This window comes from Pseudomonas sp. C9-3 (assembly GCF_032392015.1).
Lineage (GTDB): Bacteria > Pseudomonadota > Gammaproteobacteria > Pseudomonadales > Pseudomonadaceae > Pseudomonas > Pseudomonas nitroreducens.
In genome coordinates this window covers 4,460,047-4,473,655 of the sequence record NZ_CP135919.1, presented here as the reverse complement: position 1 = coordinate 4,473,655, position 13,609 = coordinate 4,460,047, and the positions used below count along the sequence as shown (strand labels likewise).

Sequence of the window (13,609 nt, the reverse complement as noted above, 5' to 3'; positions counted from 1 at the left end):
GCTGTAGCCCAGCGCGTGACATTCCTCCGAAGGAGTAGGGCTGCGGTCGCAAAAGGGAGTGTGCCGTGCGGTCGCAGGGCGATTGACGTTGTGTACTTTTTAGTCCAGATTGGATTTTAAGTTTACGCGCCAGCGCGCGTGGACGAACGATAACAAGCTGGTCGCCTGGGTCAGGGCAAGGCAATGCCGCTGCGACGTGCCACGTCGCGCCCCTGGACGAATCACAAGATGCCGATACTTCTCTGCCAAGACGCAGCGGCCGGCCGCCCGGCCCTGTCACCGAACATGCCACGGAGTTCATCGATGAATCGCAAAGCCCTGCTGGGCGGCCTGATGCTGGCCGCTTTCGCCTCCTTCTCCCACGCCGACGACAAGCCGCTGCGCATCGGCATCGAGGCGGCGTACCCGCCCTTCGCCTACAAGACCCCGGAAGGCGGCATCGCCGGCTTCGACTACGACATCGGCAACGCGCTGTGCGCAGAGATGAAGCGCAAGTGCCAATGGGTCGAGCAGGAATATGACGGCCTGATCCCCTCGCTGAAGGTGCGCAAGATCGACGCCGCGCTGTCGTCCATCACCATCACCGAAGAGCGCAAGCACTCGGTGGACTTCACCCACAAGTACTACTTCACTCCGGGCCGCCTGGTGATGAAGGAAGGCTCGCAGCTGGACGAGCAGTTCAGCCAGCTCAAGGGCAAGAACATCGGCGTGCAGCGCGGCTCCACCGCCGACCGCTTCGCCACCGAAGTGCTGGGCAAGGCCGGCGCCAACGTGGTGCGCTACACCAGCCAGGACGAGATTTACCTGGACCTGCTGGCGGGTCGCCTGGACGGCACCTTCGCGGACTCCATCCCGCTGGAAATCGGCTTCCTGGAAACCCCGCGCGGCAAGGGCTTCGCCTTCATCGGTCCGGAGTTCAAGGACCCGAAATACTTCGGCGAAGGCGCCGGCATCGCGGTGCGCAAGGGCAATACCGAACTGGTCGGCCAACTGAACGCCGCCATCGACGCACTGCGCGCCAACGGCAAGTACAAGGAAATCGAAGGCAAGTACTTCAAGAGCGATATCTACGGGGATTGATCTTCCCGCCGCGTTGCAGCAAAGGCCGCCTTCGGGCGGCCTTTTTGCTTTTCGTAGGAGCGAGCTTGCTCGCGAACTGCACTCTGCCGTCCCTACCGATGAATGCTTGCGCAGGATGGGGCGGGCGGCGTTCTGCGAGCTTGCGATACCCATGCTGGCTATGCGCTGGTTGGCTTGGGCATTTTTGCGCCGCTTTGGCGTGTTCGGTTACTTCTTGTTTCGCCCCCTCGGGCGAGTCACTTTCTCAAACGCCAGAAAGTAACCAAAGGGCTTGCCCCGGACATCCGGTTTTTCGCTTGGGGCGAAAAATACCCTCGTTGAATCGAAGTTTCACGGGCACGCCACGACGGGCCATCCCTGGCCCATCGTGGCTCTCGCGACATCCATGTCGCTCACCCCTGAAACTCCGCTTCAACGAGGCCTCCTGAACGGGGCATTCGGCGTGTGCGGACGTTTCTCTGGAAGATTTTTAAAAGCCAAAGCCAAAGCCAAAGTTGGATTGGAAGCAGGCTCTCGTGGGGGCGGACTCCGACCGCGATTGGTGTCGCGCTATGCCGTGAGGTTCGCGAGCAAGCTCGCTCCTACGAAAAGTGCACGGCGCGTTCCGGCAACCTGTAGGAGCGAGCTTGCTCGCGAACCGGAGCGAAAAACGCGGGAAGGAGTCGGCTCACACCTCCTCCTTCAACTCCTTCAGGTGCTTGTACACCGTCGCCCGGCCCATGTTCAGTACGTTGGCCACATAGTTCGCCGCGCTTTTGCCCTTGAATGCGCCTTCGGCGTGCAGGGCCAGGACCAGCTCGCGCTTGTGGTCGCGGCTGAGGGTGGAGAGGCTCAGCTGACGCTGCTGCAGCCAGCCATGCAGGAAGGTGTTGATGCGCTCCTGCCAGTCGTCGCGGAACAGGGCGTCCGGCTGCGGGATGACCTTGCTGGAGGAGAGGAACAGGTCCAGCGCCGCCTTGGCGGTCTCGAACAGCGTGATGTTGAGGTTGATGCACAGCACCGCCAGCGGCTCGCCCTTGGCGTCGCGCAGCACGGTGCTGATGGAGCGGATCTTCTGGCCGTCCCAGTTGAGCTTCTCGTAGGGGCCGATGTTGCGTTCGTCGTGGCCGCCTTCGAGCATGTCTTCCAGGGCCGAGTCGTCGCCGATCTCGCGCTTAGAGATGTTGTTCGCCAGGTACGCCACGCGCTGGTTGCGCAGGTCGTGGAGGACCACCTCGGCGTGGGGGAAGAACAGCGCAGCGATGGCGTCGGCGATGGCCTTGTAGTTGTCCAGCGGATCAGCGGCGGTCATGGGCAAGGCTCTCGAAGGCGATGAAGCGGGCGCTGGCGAGTGTGCCGCAAGCGCCCGCGGGCTGTCACGACTGGTGGCTCACTTGGCCAGCAGGCGCGCCGGGGAGAGCATCTCGGCGCTCAGGCCGTGACGGGTCAGGTGCTCGGGCAGGGCTTCATGGCGGATCAGCGCGGCGCTGGCTTCGCCCATCGCGGCCGAAGTCTGGATGCCATAGCCGCCCTGGCCGGCGACCCAGTACAAGCCGGGCGTGGCCGGGTCGTAGCCGGAAACCAGGTCGCCGTCGGCGAAGAACGAACGCAGCCCCGCCCAGGTGTGACTCGGGCGGCGGATGCTGAGGGTGGTGTGTTCTTCGATCTGGTAGATGCCCAGGGCGATGTCCAGTTCTTCGGGCTGCACGTCGTGGGGCTCCACCGGGTCGGCGTTGGCCGGCGAGCCGAGCAGCATGCCGGCGTCGGGCTTGAAGTAGAAGGACTCGTCCAGGCTGACCAATACCGGCCAGGCATGGCTGTCCACGCCTTCCGGTGGGCTGAACAGGAAGGCGGCGCGGCGCTTGGGTGTCAGGCCCAGCGGCGCGGCACCGGCCAGTTCGGCGATCTTGTCCGACCAACTGCCAGCGGCGTTGACCAGCACCGGCGCACGGTAGGTTTGCTGCGCGCAGCGTACTTCCCAGGCGCTGTCGATGCGCTTGATTTCCAGGGCTTCGCTGTCCAGTTGCACGCTGCCGCCGTTGCGACGGATGCCGCGCAGATAGCCCTGCAGCAGGCCATCGGTGTCGATGTCGGCGGCGCTGGGGTCGAGCATCGCGCCGTGGACTTTCTCGCGGCGCAGCACCGGGACGACGGCGCAGGCTTCGTCGGCATCCAGCAGGCGCATTTCCGGCACGCTGGCGAGGGCACTCTGGTACTGACGCTGGAGCTCTTCCGGGTTGCCTTCGAAGTCCACGGTCATCTCGCCGCGCGGGGTGAGGATCGGGTGTTCGACGAAGCCTTCCGGCGGATTGTCGAAGAAGGCACGGCTGGCGGCGGTCAGCGCACGTACCTGCGGCGTGCCGTAGGCGACGGTATAGAGCGCTGCCGAGCGGCCGGTGGAGTGGTAGCCGGCGTGGGATTCGCGCTCCAGCACGGCGACTTTGCCGTGGCGGGAGAGGAAGTAGCCGGTAGAGGCGCCGGCGATGCCGCCGCCGATGATGAGGAAGTCGACTTCGATCATGTTCGTCTCCGGCTCAGGCGTTCTTCAGTTGCAGATGGTAGAGCACATTGGCCAGGGCGACGTCTTCCAGGCCCAGGCCGATGGAGCGGAAGAAGGCGTGGCGCTGGTAGTCCGGCTTGGCCGCGCGAGCGCTGACCAGCTCCGGCAGGTCGCCGCGGATGTTGCCATCCCAGCCGTGCTCGTCGCGGGCCAGGCGCATTTCGCCGGCGGAGGCCGGCGTGGTGGCGCGGTAGTCGCAGTACACGTCCATCTGCGACAGCGACTGCGGCGGGACTTCGTGGGCGCGGGCGACGTTGGTGCTGATGGAGGTGATCAGCGCGGGTTTGCTGAGGATCGCCGGATCGAGCACCGGGGTGCCGGAAGAGGTGCACAGCAGCACCACATCGGCGTCGGCAACGGCGGCTTCGACACTGGTGGCGGGTTCCGCGCGGGAATCGATGGCGCCGAACTGGGCCAGCACGCCGGCGTTCAGGTTCGGCGAGTAGACGCGGATGCTCTGCCAGTCGCGCAGGCCGGCGACGTAGCGCAGGTGCGCACGAGCGACCGGGCCGCTGCCGATGATGGCCAGGCGCTTGGCGTCCGCGCGAGCCAGTTCCAGCACCGCCAGGGCGGTGGTGGCGGCGGTGCGCGCGGTGGTCAGGCTGCCGGCGTCGCACAGCAGCAGCGGCTGGCCGCTCTCCATGGACATCAGCAGGCTCCACGCGGTCACCAGCGACTTGGGCTGGCGCACGATGTATGGCGAGGTCTTCACGCCGTAGACCTTCTGCGAGGCCAGCACGCCGAGGTAGTTGATGAAGTCGCCGCCGCCGTTGGGGAATTCCACCAGTTGCTGCGCGGGTTGCACGGCGCTGCCAGCGGCCAGTTCGACGAACATGTCGCGCATTGCCTGGAGCACGTCGACCTGTTCCAGCAGGCGTTCGGCGTCAGCCTGGTTGAGGGTGAAAGGCGTGGCGGCGGACATGGCGAGGCTCCAGATATGGATTTATTTTTCCATTCTGGACTCTATTGTCTTCATCGACAAGCGCGGGTGGTCGGGTTGGGTTTACTGTAGGAGCGAGGGGGACGCCCAGTCCTTGCTCGCGAACGCATTTCGCCGGAGGTTCCGGTGCCGCGCGGTTCGCGAGCGAGCTCGCTCCTACAAGGGAAGACGCTCTGGTTTACAGCTTGAACTGCGCCACCAGCTCTTCCTGGCTACCCGCCACACGGCGCAGGTGCTCGCCGCAGTCGCGGGTGTGCGCGGCAGTCTTGCGGTTCTCCACGGTCATGTCGCTCAGGCGGTGCATGTGCTGGTTCACTTCCTGGGTCGTGGCGGCCTGCTGTTCGGCGGCGGCGGCGATCTGGAAGGCCATGGCGTGCACGCCCTGCAGGGACTCGTCCAGCGCGCCGAGGGCTTCGATCACCGCCTGGGTGTCGTGCTCCAGGGTGTGGGCCTGTTCGCTGGCGCCGCTCATGCTCGACTGCGCCTGGACGGAAGAATCGCCCAGGCTGCCGACGATGGCGACGATCTCGTCGGTGGCGCTGCGGGTGCGCTGGGCGAGGCTGCGCACTTCGTCGGCGACCACGGCGAAACCACGACCCGCCTCGCCGGCACGGGCGGCTTCGATGGCGGCGTTGAGGGCGAGCAGGTTGGTCTGTTCGGCGATGGAGCGGATCACATCGAGCACCGAGCCGATCTGCTGGCTCTCGCCGGCCAGGGTCTGCACCACGCCGTCGGCCTGGCGCAGGCCGACGAGCAACTGGTCCTGGCGGCCGATCATGTGCTGCAGGGTGCCCTGCATGGCGACGAAGGCCTGGCGCGCGGCGGCGCTGCCGTCGGCACTGCGGCTGGCGCTGCCGGCGATTTCCTGCACGGTGGCGGCCATCTGGTCGACGGCACTGACCACCATTTCCAGCGCTTCCTGCTGCTGGTCGAGGTGGTTGCTGGTGCGCCCGGCGGCGTCGAGGATGTCGCCGCTGGCATCGCCCACGGCTTCGCTGGCCTGGCGCAGGCGCTCGACCACCTGGCGCCAGGCCGTGGTCATTTCACGCAGTGCCTGCATCAGGCCACTGCTGGCGCTGGCATCGTCGCTCAGGCGCAACTCGCCGTTGGCCAGTCGCTGGGCCAGCGCGGCCATGTTGGCCGGCTCGCCGCCTAGCGGGCGCATCACGCTGCGGCTGACCAGCCAGGTGCCGGCGGCGACGCCGAGCAGGGTCAGGACGCCGAGCACGAGGATCTGCCACATCAGCTTGCGCACCGGGGCGAAGGCCTGGGCCTGATCCATCTCCGCCACCAGTGCCCAGTGCACACCGTCGAGGTTCAGCGGGACGAAGGACTTCAGTGCCGGTTCGTTGCTCAGGCCAACCTCGGCGAGCCGACCCTGTTCGCCGGCCAGGGCTTTGGCGATAGCCTCGCCGGGCAGGCTGGTGGGTGTCTCCTGGTCGCGGCGCACGTGGTGATCGGCGAAGCGCGCGGAGTCCGAGCGCAGGCTGCCGTCGCCGCCCACCAGATAGGTTTCCCCGGCTTCGCCCAGGCCCTGGCGGTTCTGCATCACCTCGTTGATCGCCGCCAGCGGCAGCTCCAGCACCAGCAGCAGTTGCAGCTTGCCGTTGTCCTTGATCGGCGCGGCCAGCCATTGCACCGGCTGCTGGTCGTTGGGCGCCTGCTCCAGGTCACTGATGCTGGCCTTGCCGCTGTCCAGCGCGGTGCGGATGAACTTGCCGAACGGGGTGTCGCGCCATTGCGGATCACCGATGTTCTGCTGGTAGTCGACGCCACGACCGAGGCTGAACACCACCTTGCCGTCGCCGGCCACCAGGCGCAGTTCACGGTAGCCGAAGGTCTTGATGAAGTTCTCGAACACCGGGCGGTCGTAGTTGGCGGTGGTGACCAGGGATTCGCTGTCCAGCCCCGCGTAGTTGCTGCCCAGGTTGGTGGCGAGGCTGCTGAGCTGGTCGTTGCGGGCCTTCCAGGCGTCCATCAGCTGCCGCTGCTTGATACTGGCGACCGCCTCCAGGGCGTTGAGGCTTTGTTCTTCGAGGGCTCGGCTGGCCTGGAGATAGACCACGATGGCCATCACCAGTACGGGGATCAGGCCGACCGAGAGGAAACTCAGAGCAAGTTTGGCGCGCAAGGGCATGGGAGGATTCCGACGAGTTCTTGGAATTGTTCTCGCGTGCTTTGCAAGAAGCGTGCGAATTTTTTTACGTCTGTAAATAAAACTGAGCAGAAATGGCCGGGGCGGGGCTGATTTCGTGACAGGGATGGCGCGGTGCCATTGTTTGCGGGGAATCCCGTACGGTCGTCCCAGCGGGTCCGGCGGGAAAAACGCGAGGCTCTGGCGCGGGGACCGGCGCTTATTTCAGCGGAGGAGAGGGGCAGGCGTCACCGGACGTAACGCCGGTGGAAACAAAAAAGGCGAAGCCGGGTGGCTTCGCCTTGTTTTGGAGCAGAAAGCGGGTGCAGCGGCGGATCAGTGCTTGCGCGGAACCGGCTTGAGCAGCTCGGTGGGCGGCATCTCGCAGTTGATCTTGCGGCCCAGCAGTTCCTCGATCGGCGGCAGGGCGAAGGCATCGTCCTCGCCGGCGAAGCTGATCGAGGTACCGGTGCTGCCGGCGCGGCCGGTACGGCCGATGCGGTGCACGTAGTCGTCCGGATCTTCGGGCAGGGTGAAGTTGATCACGTGGCTGATGCCGTCGACGTGGATGCCGCGGCCGGCGACGTCGGTGGCGACCAGGACGCGGATCTTGCCCTCGCGGAAGCCTTCCAGGACCTTGATGCGCTTGTGCTGCGGCACGTCGCCGGACATCTGGGCGGCGCTGATGCCGTCCTTGGTCAGGCGCTCCTCGATGCGGCGCACCTCATCCTTGCGGTTGGCGAAGACCATCACGCGGGTCCAGTCGTTCTGCGCGATGAGGTTGTACAGCAGCTTGTACTTGTCGCTGCCGGCAACGGCATAGACGTGCTGCTCGACGGTATCGCTGGCGACGTTCTCCGGCTCGATCTCGACGATGGCCGGGTCGACGGTCCACTGCTTGGCCAGGTTCATCACGTCGTCGGTGAAGGTGGCGGAGAACAGCAGGGTCTGGCGCTCGCCCTTGTACGGGGTCTGGCGGATGATCTGGCGGACCTGCGGGATGAAGCCCATGTCGAGCATGCGGTCGGCTTCGTCCAGCACCATCACCTCGACCATGTCCAGGTGCACCTCGCCGCGCTGGTTGAAGTCCAGCAGACGGCCCGGAGTGGCGACCAGGATGTCGCAGAAGCGCGATTCCAGGGTCTTGAGTTGCTTGTCGAAGTCCATGCCGCCAACGAAGCTCATCACGTTCAGGCCGGTGTACTTGGCCAGGCCGATGGCATCGTTGGCGATCTGCACCACCAGCTCGCGGGTCGGCGCGATGATCAGCGCACGCGGCTCGCCCATGTAGCGCTCTTTCGGCGGCGGGGTCTGCAGCAACTGGGTGATGATCGAGATGAGGAACGCGGCGGTCTTGCCGGTGCCGGTCTGGGCGCGGCCGATGGCGTCCTGGCCGCGCAGGGTGAAGCCCAGTACCTGCGCCTGGATCGGTGTGCAGTAGGGGAAGCCCAGGTCATGGATGGCGTGCATCAGACGCGGGTCGAGGTTGAAGTCGTGGAAACGGGTCTTGCCTTCGGCCGGCTCGACGACGAAGTCTTCCAGCTTCCAGTTGTCGACTACCGGCGGGCGCGGCTTGCGTTCGCGGCGCGGCTTGTCGGCCCTGGGCTCGCGGGGCTTGTCGGCGCCTTCGGTCTTTGCGGGCTCGGCCTTGGCTGCCTGGTCGCGTTTTTCGCCACGTTCACCTTTGTCGGAACGCTCGGCGCGGGGTTTGTCGCTCTTCGGGCCGCGGGCCGGTTTCTCGGCGGATTCGCCTTCCGGGCGCGGGTTGCGCGGTTTGCGCGGACGTCTTTCACCGCTCTGGGCGGGCTTTTCTGCGGCGGGAGCGGGGGCCGCTGGCGTGGCCACGGGTTGCTCGCCGTCGCCCTTGCTGAAGATTTTCTTGAGTGCTTTAAGCACGGCTGTCTCGTGTTGGTTAAGGAATGAACGGCCGCCAGTGTAATGCAAGATGCCCGCAGGGCGAAGTGCCACGGGCATCCAAGGGCTTGACTTGGCCTACGGAAGGTTCTCCAGCAGCAGCCGGCGCACGTTGCCGCCCATGATCGCGGCAATGTCCTGGTTGCTGAAACCGGCCTTCGCCAGGCCCTGGGTCAGCTGTGCCAGGCCGGTGGTGTCGAAGGGCGCGTTCACCGCACCGTCAAAATCAGAGCCCAGCGCGATGTGCTCGACGCCGACTTTATCGGCCGCGTAGCGCATCGCCTTGACGATGGCGTCCACGGATGTCTCGCAGACCGCGCCGTCCCAGTAGCCGATGCCGATCACTCCGCCGGTGTTGGCGATGCCGCGCAGGTGCGCGTCGGTCAGGTTGCGCGGGCCGGGACAGGTGCCTGCGACACCGGTGTGGGAGACGATCACCGGGCGCTTGGCGATAGCCAGCACGTCGTCGATCAGCGGACGCGAGGCGTGGGCCAGGTCGATCAGCATTTTCTTTTCTTCCAGGCGCGGGACGACCTGGCGGCCGAACTCGGTCAGCCCGCCTTTCTTCAGGCCATGGGCGGAGCCGCCGACCTCGTTATCGAAGAAGTGGGTCAGGCCCATGATGCGGAAGCCCGCGTCGTACATGCGGTCGATGTTCTCCAGCTTGCCTTCCAGCGGGTGCAGGCCTTCGGTGGCGAGTACGCCGGCGAGGCGTTTCGGGTCCTTCTGCCAGGCGGCGAGGTAGCGGGTCAGGTCGTCGCGGCTGCGGATCAGGGTGAGCTTGCCCTGGCTGTCGGCGGCGGCCTTGTCGAGGAGTTCGCCCTGATACAGGGCGCGTTCGAGCAGGCTGTTCCAGGTGCGCGCCGGCCAGCGCTGGGCGATGACCAGCGGGGTGATGTTGTCGCTGTCGGCGCTGTTGCTCTCGTAGTTCAGGCCGCGCGGGGTCTTGGTGACGGTGGAGAACACCTGCAGGCCGACATGGCCTTCGAGCAGGCGCGGCACGTCGGTGTGGCCGTGGTCGTGGCGGTCGAGCAGGTTGCGGTCCCAGAGCAGGGCGTCGTCGTGCAGGTCGGCGACGAACAGCGTCTGGTGCAGCGCCTGGGCCTCAGGCGAGGCGGGGTAGGGCGGCGGGCTGGCCACGGTGTTCATCTTCCGGTCCATATAGCCCGGCAGGTTGAAGAAGATCCCCAGGCCAACGGCCAGCAGGATGAGCAGGACGATCAGCAGTTTGCGCATGTCAGCTTCCCAGCTTTGTTGTTATTGGTGTTTTCGCTGGGGGAATCTAACAGACGGGCCAGTGCGGTGGGAGGTTAGCCGCAGAGGCAGTTGCGGCCCTTCTGCTTGGCCTGGTAGAGGGCACCATCGGCGCGCAGGATCAGGCTCGGCAGGTTTTCCTGGATGTCCATCTCGGCCAGGCCCAGGGACACGGTGACGCCGGGCAGTACGCCCACCGGCGAATAGAAGGAGGCAACCTGTTCCAGGCTCTGGCGCAGGCGGTTGCCGATACGCCGGGCTTCGTCGATGGCGATTTCCGGCAGCAGGATGACGAACTCCTCGCCGCCATAGCGGGCCATGCTGTCCTTGGGGCGTAGCTGGCTGCGCAGGGTGTGGGCGACCAGGCAGAGGGCATAGTCGCCGGCCAGGTGGCCGTGTTCGTCGTTGTAGTTCTTGAAGTGGTCGACATCGAGCATGAGCATGCACATGGGCTGTTCGTTGAACGCGCAGCGCGTACTCTCGCGGTCGTAGATGTGCTCCAGCCAGCGGCGATTGAACAGCCCGGTGAGGGTATCGATGTTGGCGTTCTGCTCGGTGTCGAGAATGATCCGGTTGCCCTCGCGGACCCGTTCGCAAAGTACCGAGAGCAGGTTCTGCATCACCTGCGGGGAGTGCTCGAACAGGCCGATCAACGCCTCGCGGTGCAGGCGCAGCACGGTGGTCGGTTCGCTGGCGACGACGTAGGCGGAGGGATGGTCGCTGTCGATGAAGCTGATCTCGCCAGCGCAGTCGCCCGGATGCAGGGTGCTGACCGGCTGGTTGTCGAGCGAACCCAGGTACACCGTCAGGTGCCCGGTGAGGACCATATAAAGGAAGTGGTTGCGGTTGAATGGCGACAGCAGGATTTCCCCGCGCTCCAGTTCACAGGCGCGGAAATCCTTGAGCAACTGCTCCAGATTGGCCGCGGCCACGTTCTGGAACAGGCGCAGGTGCTGGAGTTGGCGAATGTCCTCTTTCCACTGCGCGGCTTTCATGACGCAGCGGAAGTCGGATGGCGACTGATGATGTGCACGACTGACTCTCCCTGTAGTCCTCTTCGCACATTGAGCCATCAGTATTAGTCAGATTTGACTACTGGCAATTCGCAGGCAGCCCCGGCCGACCGGCGGTCGGCCGGGTGTTTCATCAACTTTCCAGCCACTCCACGTGCACGGCGTAACCACCCAGTCGCTCGGCCAGTGCGGCGCGCGAGTCAAGGCTGAGGGCGCCGACGAACAAGCGAGCTTTCTGACCCAGGCGGTCATCGGCGACCACCTCGATGCGCGGTGCCGGGGCGAGGTGGCGGGTCTCGTCCTCGAACACGCGACGAATGGCATCCAGGCGCAGGGCGGGCTTGAAGGTCTTGCCGACCGCGGTGACGGGAATGGCGTCCAGCAGCCAGACATCCTTGGGCACCGCTGCTCGCTCGGGCACGTGCTGGGCGGCGTGCGCCAGCAGTTCCGCCTCGCTCACCTGCGCGCCGGGCTTGAGCTGGATGTACACCACCGGCAGCTCGCCGGCCTTCAGGCACGGTTTGCCGACGGCGGCAGCCATGGCCACGGCGGGATGGCGGTGCAGGGCTTCCTCGATCATCTGCGGGTCGATGTTGTGCCCGCCGCGGATGATCAGGTCCTTGCTGCGCCCGGTGAGCCAGATGTAGCCGTCGGCGTCGATGCGGCCCAGGTCGCCGGTGTTGAACCAGTCGCCGTCGACCCAGATGTCCTTGTTCTTGCTGGCCTGCAGGTAGCCCTTGAAGACGGTCGGCCCACGCAGGCAGATGTTGCCGATCTCGTCCACTTCGGCGTCGCGCAGGTAGTGGCCGTCGCCGTCGAGGATCACCGACTTCAGTTCGCAGTAGGGCAGGCGCAGGCCAATGGAACCGGGGCGGCGCTCGCCGCCGCGCGGGTTGCAGCTGGTGCCGCAGGTGCCCTCGGTCATGCCGTAGCCTTCGATGATCGCCAGGCCCGTCTTCGCCTCGAACTGGCGGATCAGCTCCACCGGCATGGGCGCCGCGCCACACAGGGCGAAGCGCAGGCTGGAGAGGTCGCGCCCTTCACTGGGCACTTGCAGCAGGGCCGCGTAGATAGTCGGCACGCCGCTGAAGCTGGTGACCTTGTAGCGTTCCACCAGCTTCCAGAAATCCTGGATCAGCGTCGGGTTGCGATAGCCCTGCGGGCCGGCCAGCAGGACGTGGCCGCCGCGCATGAAGGGCGCGAGCCCGCTGACCATCACGCCGTTGACGTGGAACAGCGGCAGGCCGCAGAGCAGTACGTCGTGGCCGTCGTAGTCGGAGTTCAGGCCCATGATCTCGGCCATCGCCACTTCGTTGAAATGGCTGTGCGGAGCGAGCTTGGGGGTGCCGGTGGTGCCACCGGTGTGGAAGTAGGAGGCGACCTCGTCAGGGCCGATGACCCGGCCGCTTTCCAGGTGGTCGTCGGGGCACTGGGCGAGCAGCTCGTCGAAGTCCAGCACGCCGTCGGGCAGCGCACCGCGCTGGGCCTTGATCGCCGAGCGCTGCGGCTCCGCCAGCAGGTTGGCGAGGTCGACGGTGACGATGGCGCTGAGTTCGGGCAGGTGGTCGCGCAGCGCTGCGACCTTGTCCCAGAGATCGGTGCCGGGGAAGGGGGCCAGGGTGACCAGTACACGGGAATCGGCGGCACGCACGAGCTCGGCGATGTGCCCCGGATCGAGCAGCGGGTTGATCGCGTTGACGATCCCCGCCGCTTCGCCGCCCCAGATCACGTAGTGGGTCTGCGGCAGGTTGGGCAGCAGGAACGACACCGAGGTGCCCGGTCGCACGCCCAGGCGATGGAAGGCGTTGGCCGCCTGGGTGACGCGGGAGAACAGTTCGGCGTAGCTGACCTGGATCGGCTCCTCGGCCGCCGAACCCTGCAGCAGGAAGCTCAGGGCGGTGGACGGGCCGAACTGCTGCGCCGAGCGGCGCAGCAGTTCGTAGGTGTTCGGCGGCAGGTCGCGGTCCTGCAGCGGGACCTGTTCCAGGGCTTGTACGTCACGCAGGCTGCTGATCGGGGCGTTCATGCTTCTTCTTGTTCTCCGCAGGGTCAGGGGATCACAGGCGCTCCCGCAGCCAGGCGCCGATATCGCCGAGTTCCTCGTTGCTCACTTCATGGCTCATCGGGTAGGTGCGCCACTGGGCGGGCACCTCGTTGGCCTGCAGGAAGTCATAAGCGGCGCGGCCCATGGCAGGCAGCACCACGTCATCGAAAGTGCCATGCAGGCAGAGCGCGGACAGTTGTCTTTTTGTAGCCGGCAGGCTTATGTCTTCGCTGAATGTCGGGCCATAGGTGGAGAGCGCCATGACCCCGCCCAGTTCGCCGTCCCAGCGCAGGTAGCCGGTGTGCAGCACCACGGCGCCGCCCTGGGAGAAACCGGCGAGGATGATGCGTTTGGGCGCGATGCCCTGGTCGATCTGCCCCTGGATCAGCGCGATCACGCTGTCGGCCGAGGCCTCCAGCTGCGCTTCGTCGATGGCGCGCGCCGGGGCCATGGCGAGGATGTCGTACCAGCTCGGCGCGGGCATGCCGTTGAACACGGTGACCGGACGGGTCGGCGCCTGGGGCAGGATGAAGCGTGTCGAGGCGAAGCTGCGCTGCAGCATCTGTGCTACCGGTTCGAAGTCGTAACGGTCGGCGCCCAGGCCGTGCAACCAAATGACGCAGGAGTCGGCGTTTTGGGCGGGTTCGAGGATCAGGGGCTGGGTCATGGAGGCTCCAGGATGGGGCAGGCG

At 66.0% G+C, this 13,609-nt stretch carries 10 protein-coding genes; 1 reads left to right on the top strand and 9 read right to left on the bottom strand.

Going from position 1 to position 13,609, the window contains the following annotated elements; all coding sequences use genetic code 11:
* Positions 1-285: 285 nt before the first annotated feature.
* Positions 286-1,080, top strand: coding sequence for an ABC transporter substrate-binding protein (locus RS899_RS20510; protein ID WP_315810461.1), 795 nt, complete (start codon positions 286-288; stop codon positions 1,078-1,080).
* A 667-nt stretch (positions 1,081-1,747) separates the two neighbouring features.
* Here RS899_RS20510 and RS899_RS20505 read toward each other — a convergent pair.
* The 9 genes from RS899_RS20505 to RS899_RS20465 form a co-directional block, all read right to left on the bottom strand.
* Complete coding sequence (locus RS899_RS20505) at positions 1,748-2,371, bottom strand: transcriptional regulator (RefSeq protein ID WP_315807942.1); 624 nt, start codon at positions 2,369-2,371, stop codon at positions 1,748-1,750.
* Positions 2,372-2,449: 78 nt separating this feature from the next.
* Positions 2,450-3,580, bottom strand: coding sequence for an FAD-binding oxidoreductase (locus RS899_RS20500; RefSeq protein WP_315807941.1), 1,131 nt, complete (start codon positions 3,578-3,580; stop codon positions 2,450-2,452).
* Between the two features lie 13 nt (positions 3,581-3,593).
* Positions 3,594-4,541 (bottom strand): ornithine cyclodeaminase family protein, encoded by a 948-nt coding sequence (locus RS899_RS20495; RefSeq protein WP_315807940.1) that lies wholly within the window; start codon positions 4,539-4,541, stop codon positions 3,594-3,596.
* A 196-nt stretch (positions 4,542-4,737) separates the two neighbouring features.
* Positions 4,738-6,696: a methyl-accepting chemotaxis protein gene (locus tag RS899_RS20490; RefSeq protein WP_315807939.1), complete on the bottom strand. Its 1,959-nt coding sequence runs from the start codon at positions 6,694-6,696 to the stop codon at positions 4,738-4,740.
* 333 nt (positions 6,697-7,029) lie between these two features.
* Positions 7,030-8,589 carry an ATP-dependent RNA helicase RhlB gene (gene rhlB / locus RS899_RS20485; RefSeq protein ID WP_054909127.1) on the bottom strand — a complete coding sequence of 520 codons (1,560 nt, stop codon included), beginning with the start codon at positions 8,587-8,589 and terminating at the stop codon, positions 7,030-7,032.
* A gap of 96 nt (positions 8,590-8,685) precedes the next feature.
* Positions 8,686-9,843 (bottom strand): dipeptidase, encoded by a 1,158-nt coding sequence (locus RS899_RS20480; RefSeq protein WP_054909126.1) that lies wholly within the window; start codon positions 9,841-9,843, stop codon positions 8,686-8,688.
* Between the two features lie 74 nt (positions 9,844-9,917).
* Positions 9,918-10,856: a GGDEF domain-containing protein gene (locus tag RS899_RS20475; protein ID WP_054909125.1), complete on the bottom strand. Its 939-nt coding sequence runs from the start codon at positions 10,854-10,856 to the stop codon at positions 9,918-9,920.
* 151 nt (positions 10,857-11,007) lie between these two features.
* Positions 11,008-12,900 carry an acyl-CoA synthetase gene (locus RS899_RS20470; RefSeq protein ID WP_054909124.1) on the bottom strand — a complete coding sequence of 631 codons (1,893 nt, stop codon included), beginning with the start codon at positions 12,898-12,900 and terminating at the stop codon, positions 11,008-11,010.
* A 31-nt stretch (positions 12,901-12,931) separates the two neighbouring features.
* Positions 12,932-13,585: an alpha/beta hydrolase gene (locus RS899_RS20465; protein WP_054909123.1), complete on the bottom strand. Its 654-nt coding sequence runs from the start codon at positions 13,583-13,585 to the stop codon at positions 12,932-12,934.
* Positions 13,586-13,609 lie beyond the last annotated feature (24 nt).

Bases quoted from the DNA above. Each gene is read 5' to 3' on its own strand.
- RS899_RS20510 (WP_315810461.1), top strand. From the start codon at position 286: ATGCCACGGAGTTCATCGATGAATCGCAAAGCCCTGCTGGGCGGCCTG.
- RS899_RS20505 (WP_315807942.1), bottom strand. From the start codon at position 2,371: ATGACCGCCGCTGATCCGCTGGACAACTACAAGGCCATCGCCGACGCC.
- RS899_RS20500 (WP_315807941.1), bottom strand. From the start codon at position 3,580: ATGATCGAAGTCGACTTCCTCATCATCGGCGGCGGCATCGCCGGCGCC.
- RS899_RS20495 (WP_315807940.1), bottom strand. From the start codon at position 4,541: ATGTCCGCCGCCACGCCTTTCACCCTCAACCAGGCTGACGCCGAACGC.
- RS899_RS20490 (WP_315807939.1), bottom strand. From the start codon at position 6,696: ATGCCCTTGCGCGCCAAACTTGCTCTGAGTTTCCTCTCGGTCGGCCTG.
- RS899_RS20480 (WP_054909126.1), bottom strand. From the start codon at position 9,843: ATGCGCAAACTGCTGATCGTCCTGCTCATCCTGCTGGCCGTTGGCCTG.
- RS899_RS20475 (WP_054909125.1), bottom strand. From the start codon at position 10,856: ATGAAAGCCGCGCAGTGGAAAGAGGACATTCGCCAACTCCAGCACCTG.
- RS899_RS20470 (WP_054909124.1), bottom strand. From the start codon at position 12,900: ATGAACGCCCCGATCAGCAGCCTGCGTGACGTACAAGCCCTGGAACAG.
- RS899_RS20465 (WP_054909123.1), bottom strand. From the start codon at position 13,585: ATGACCCAGCCCCTGATCCTCGAACCCGCCCAAAACGCCGACTCCTGC.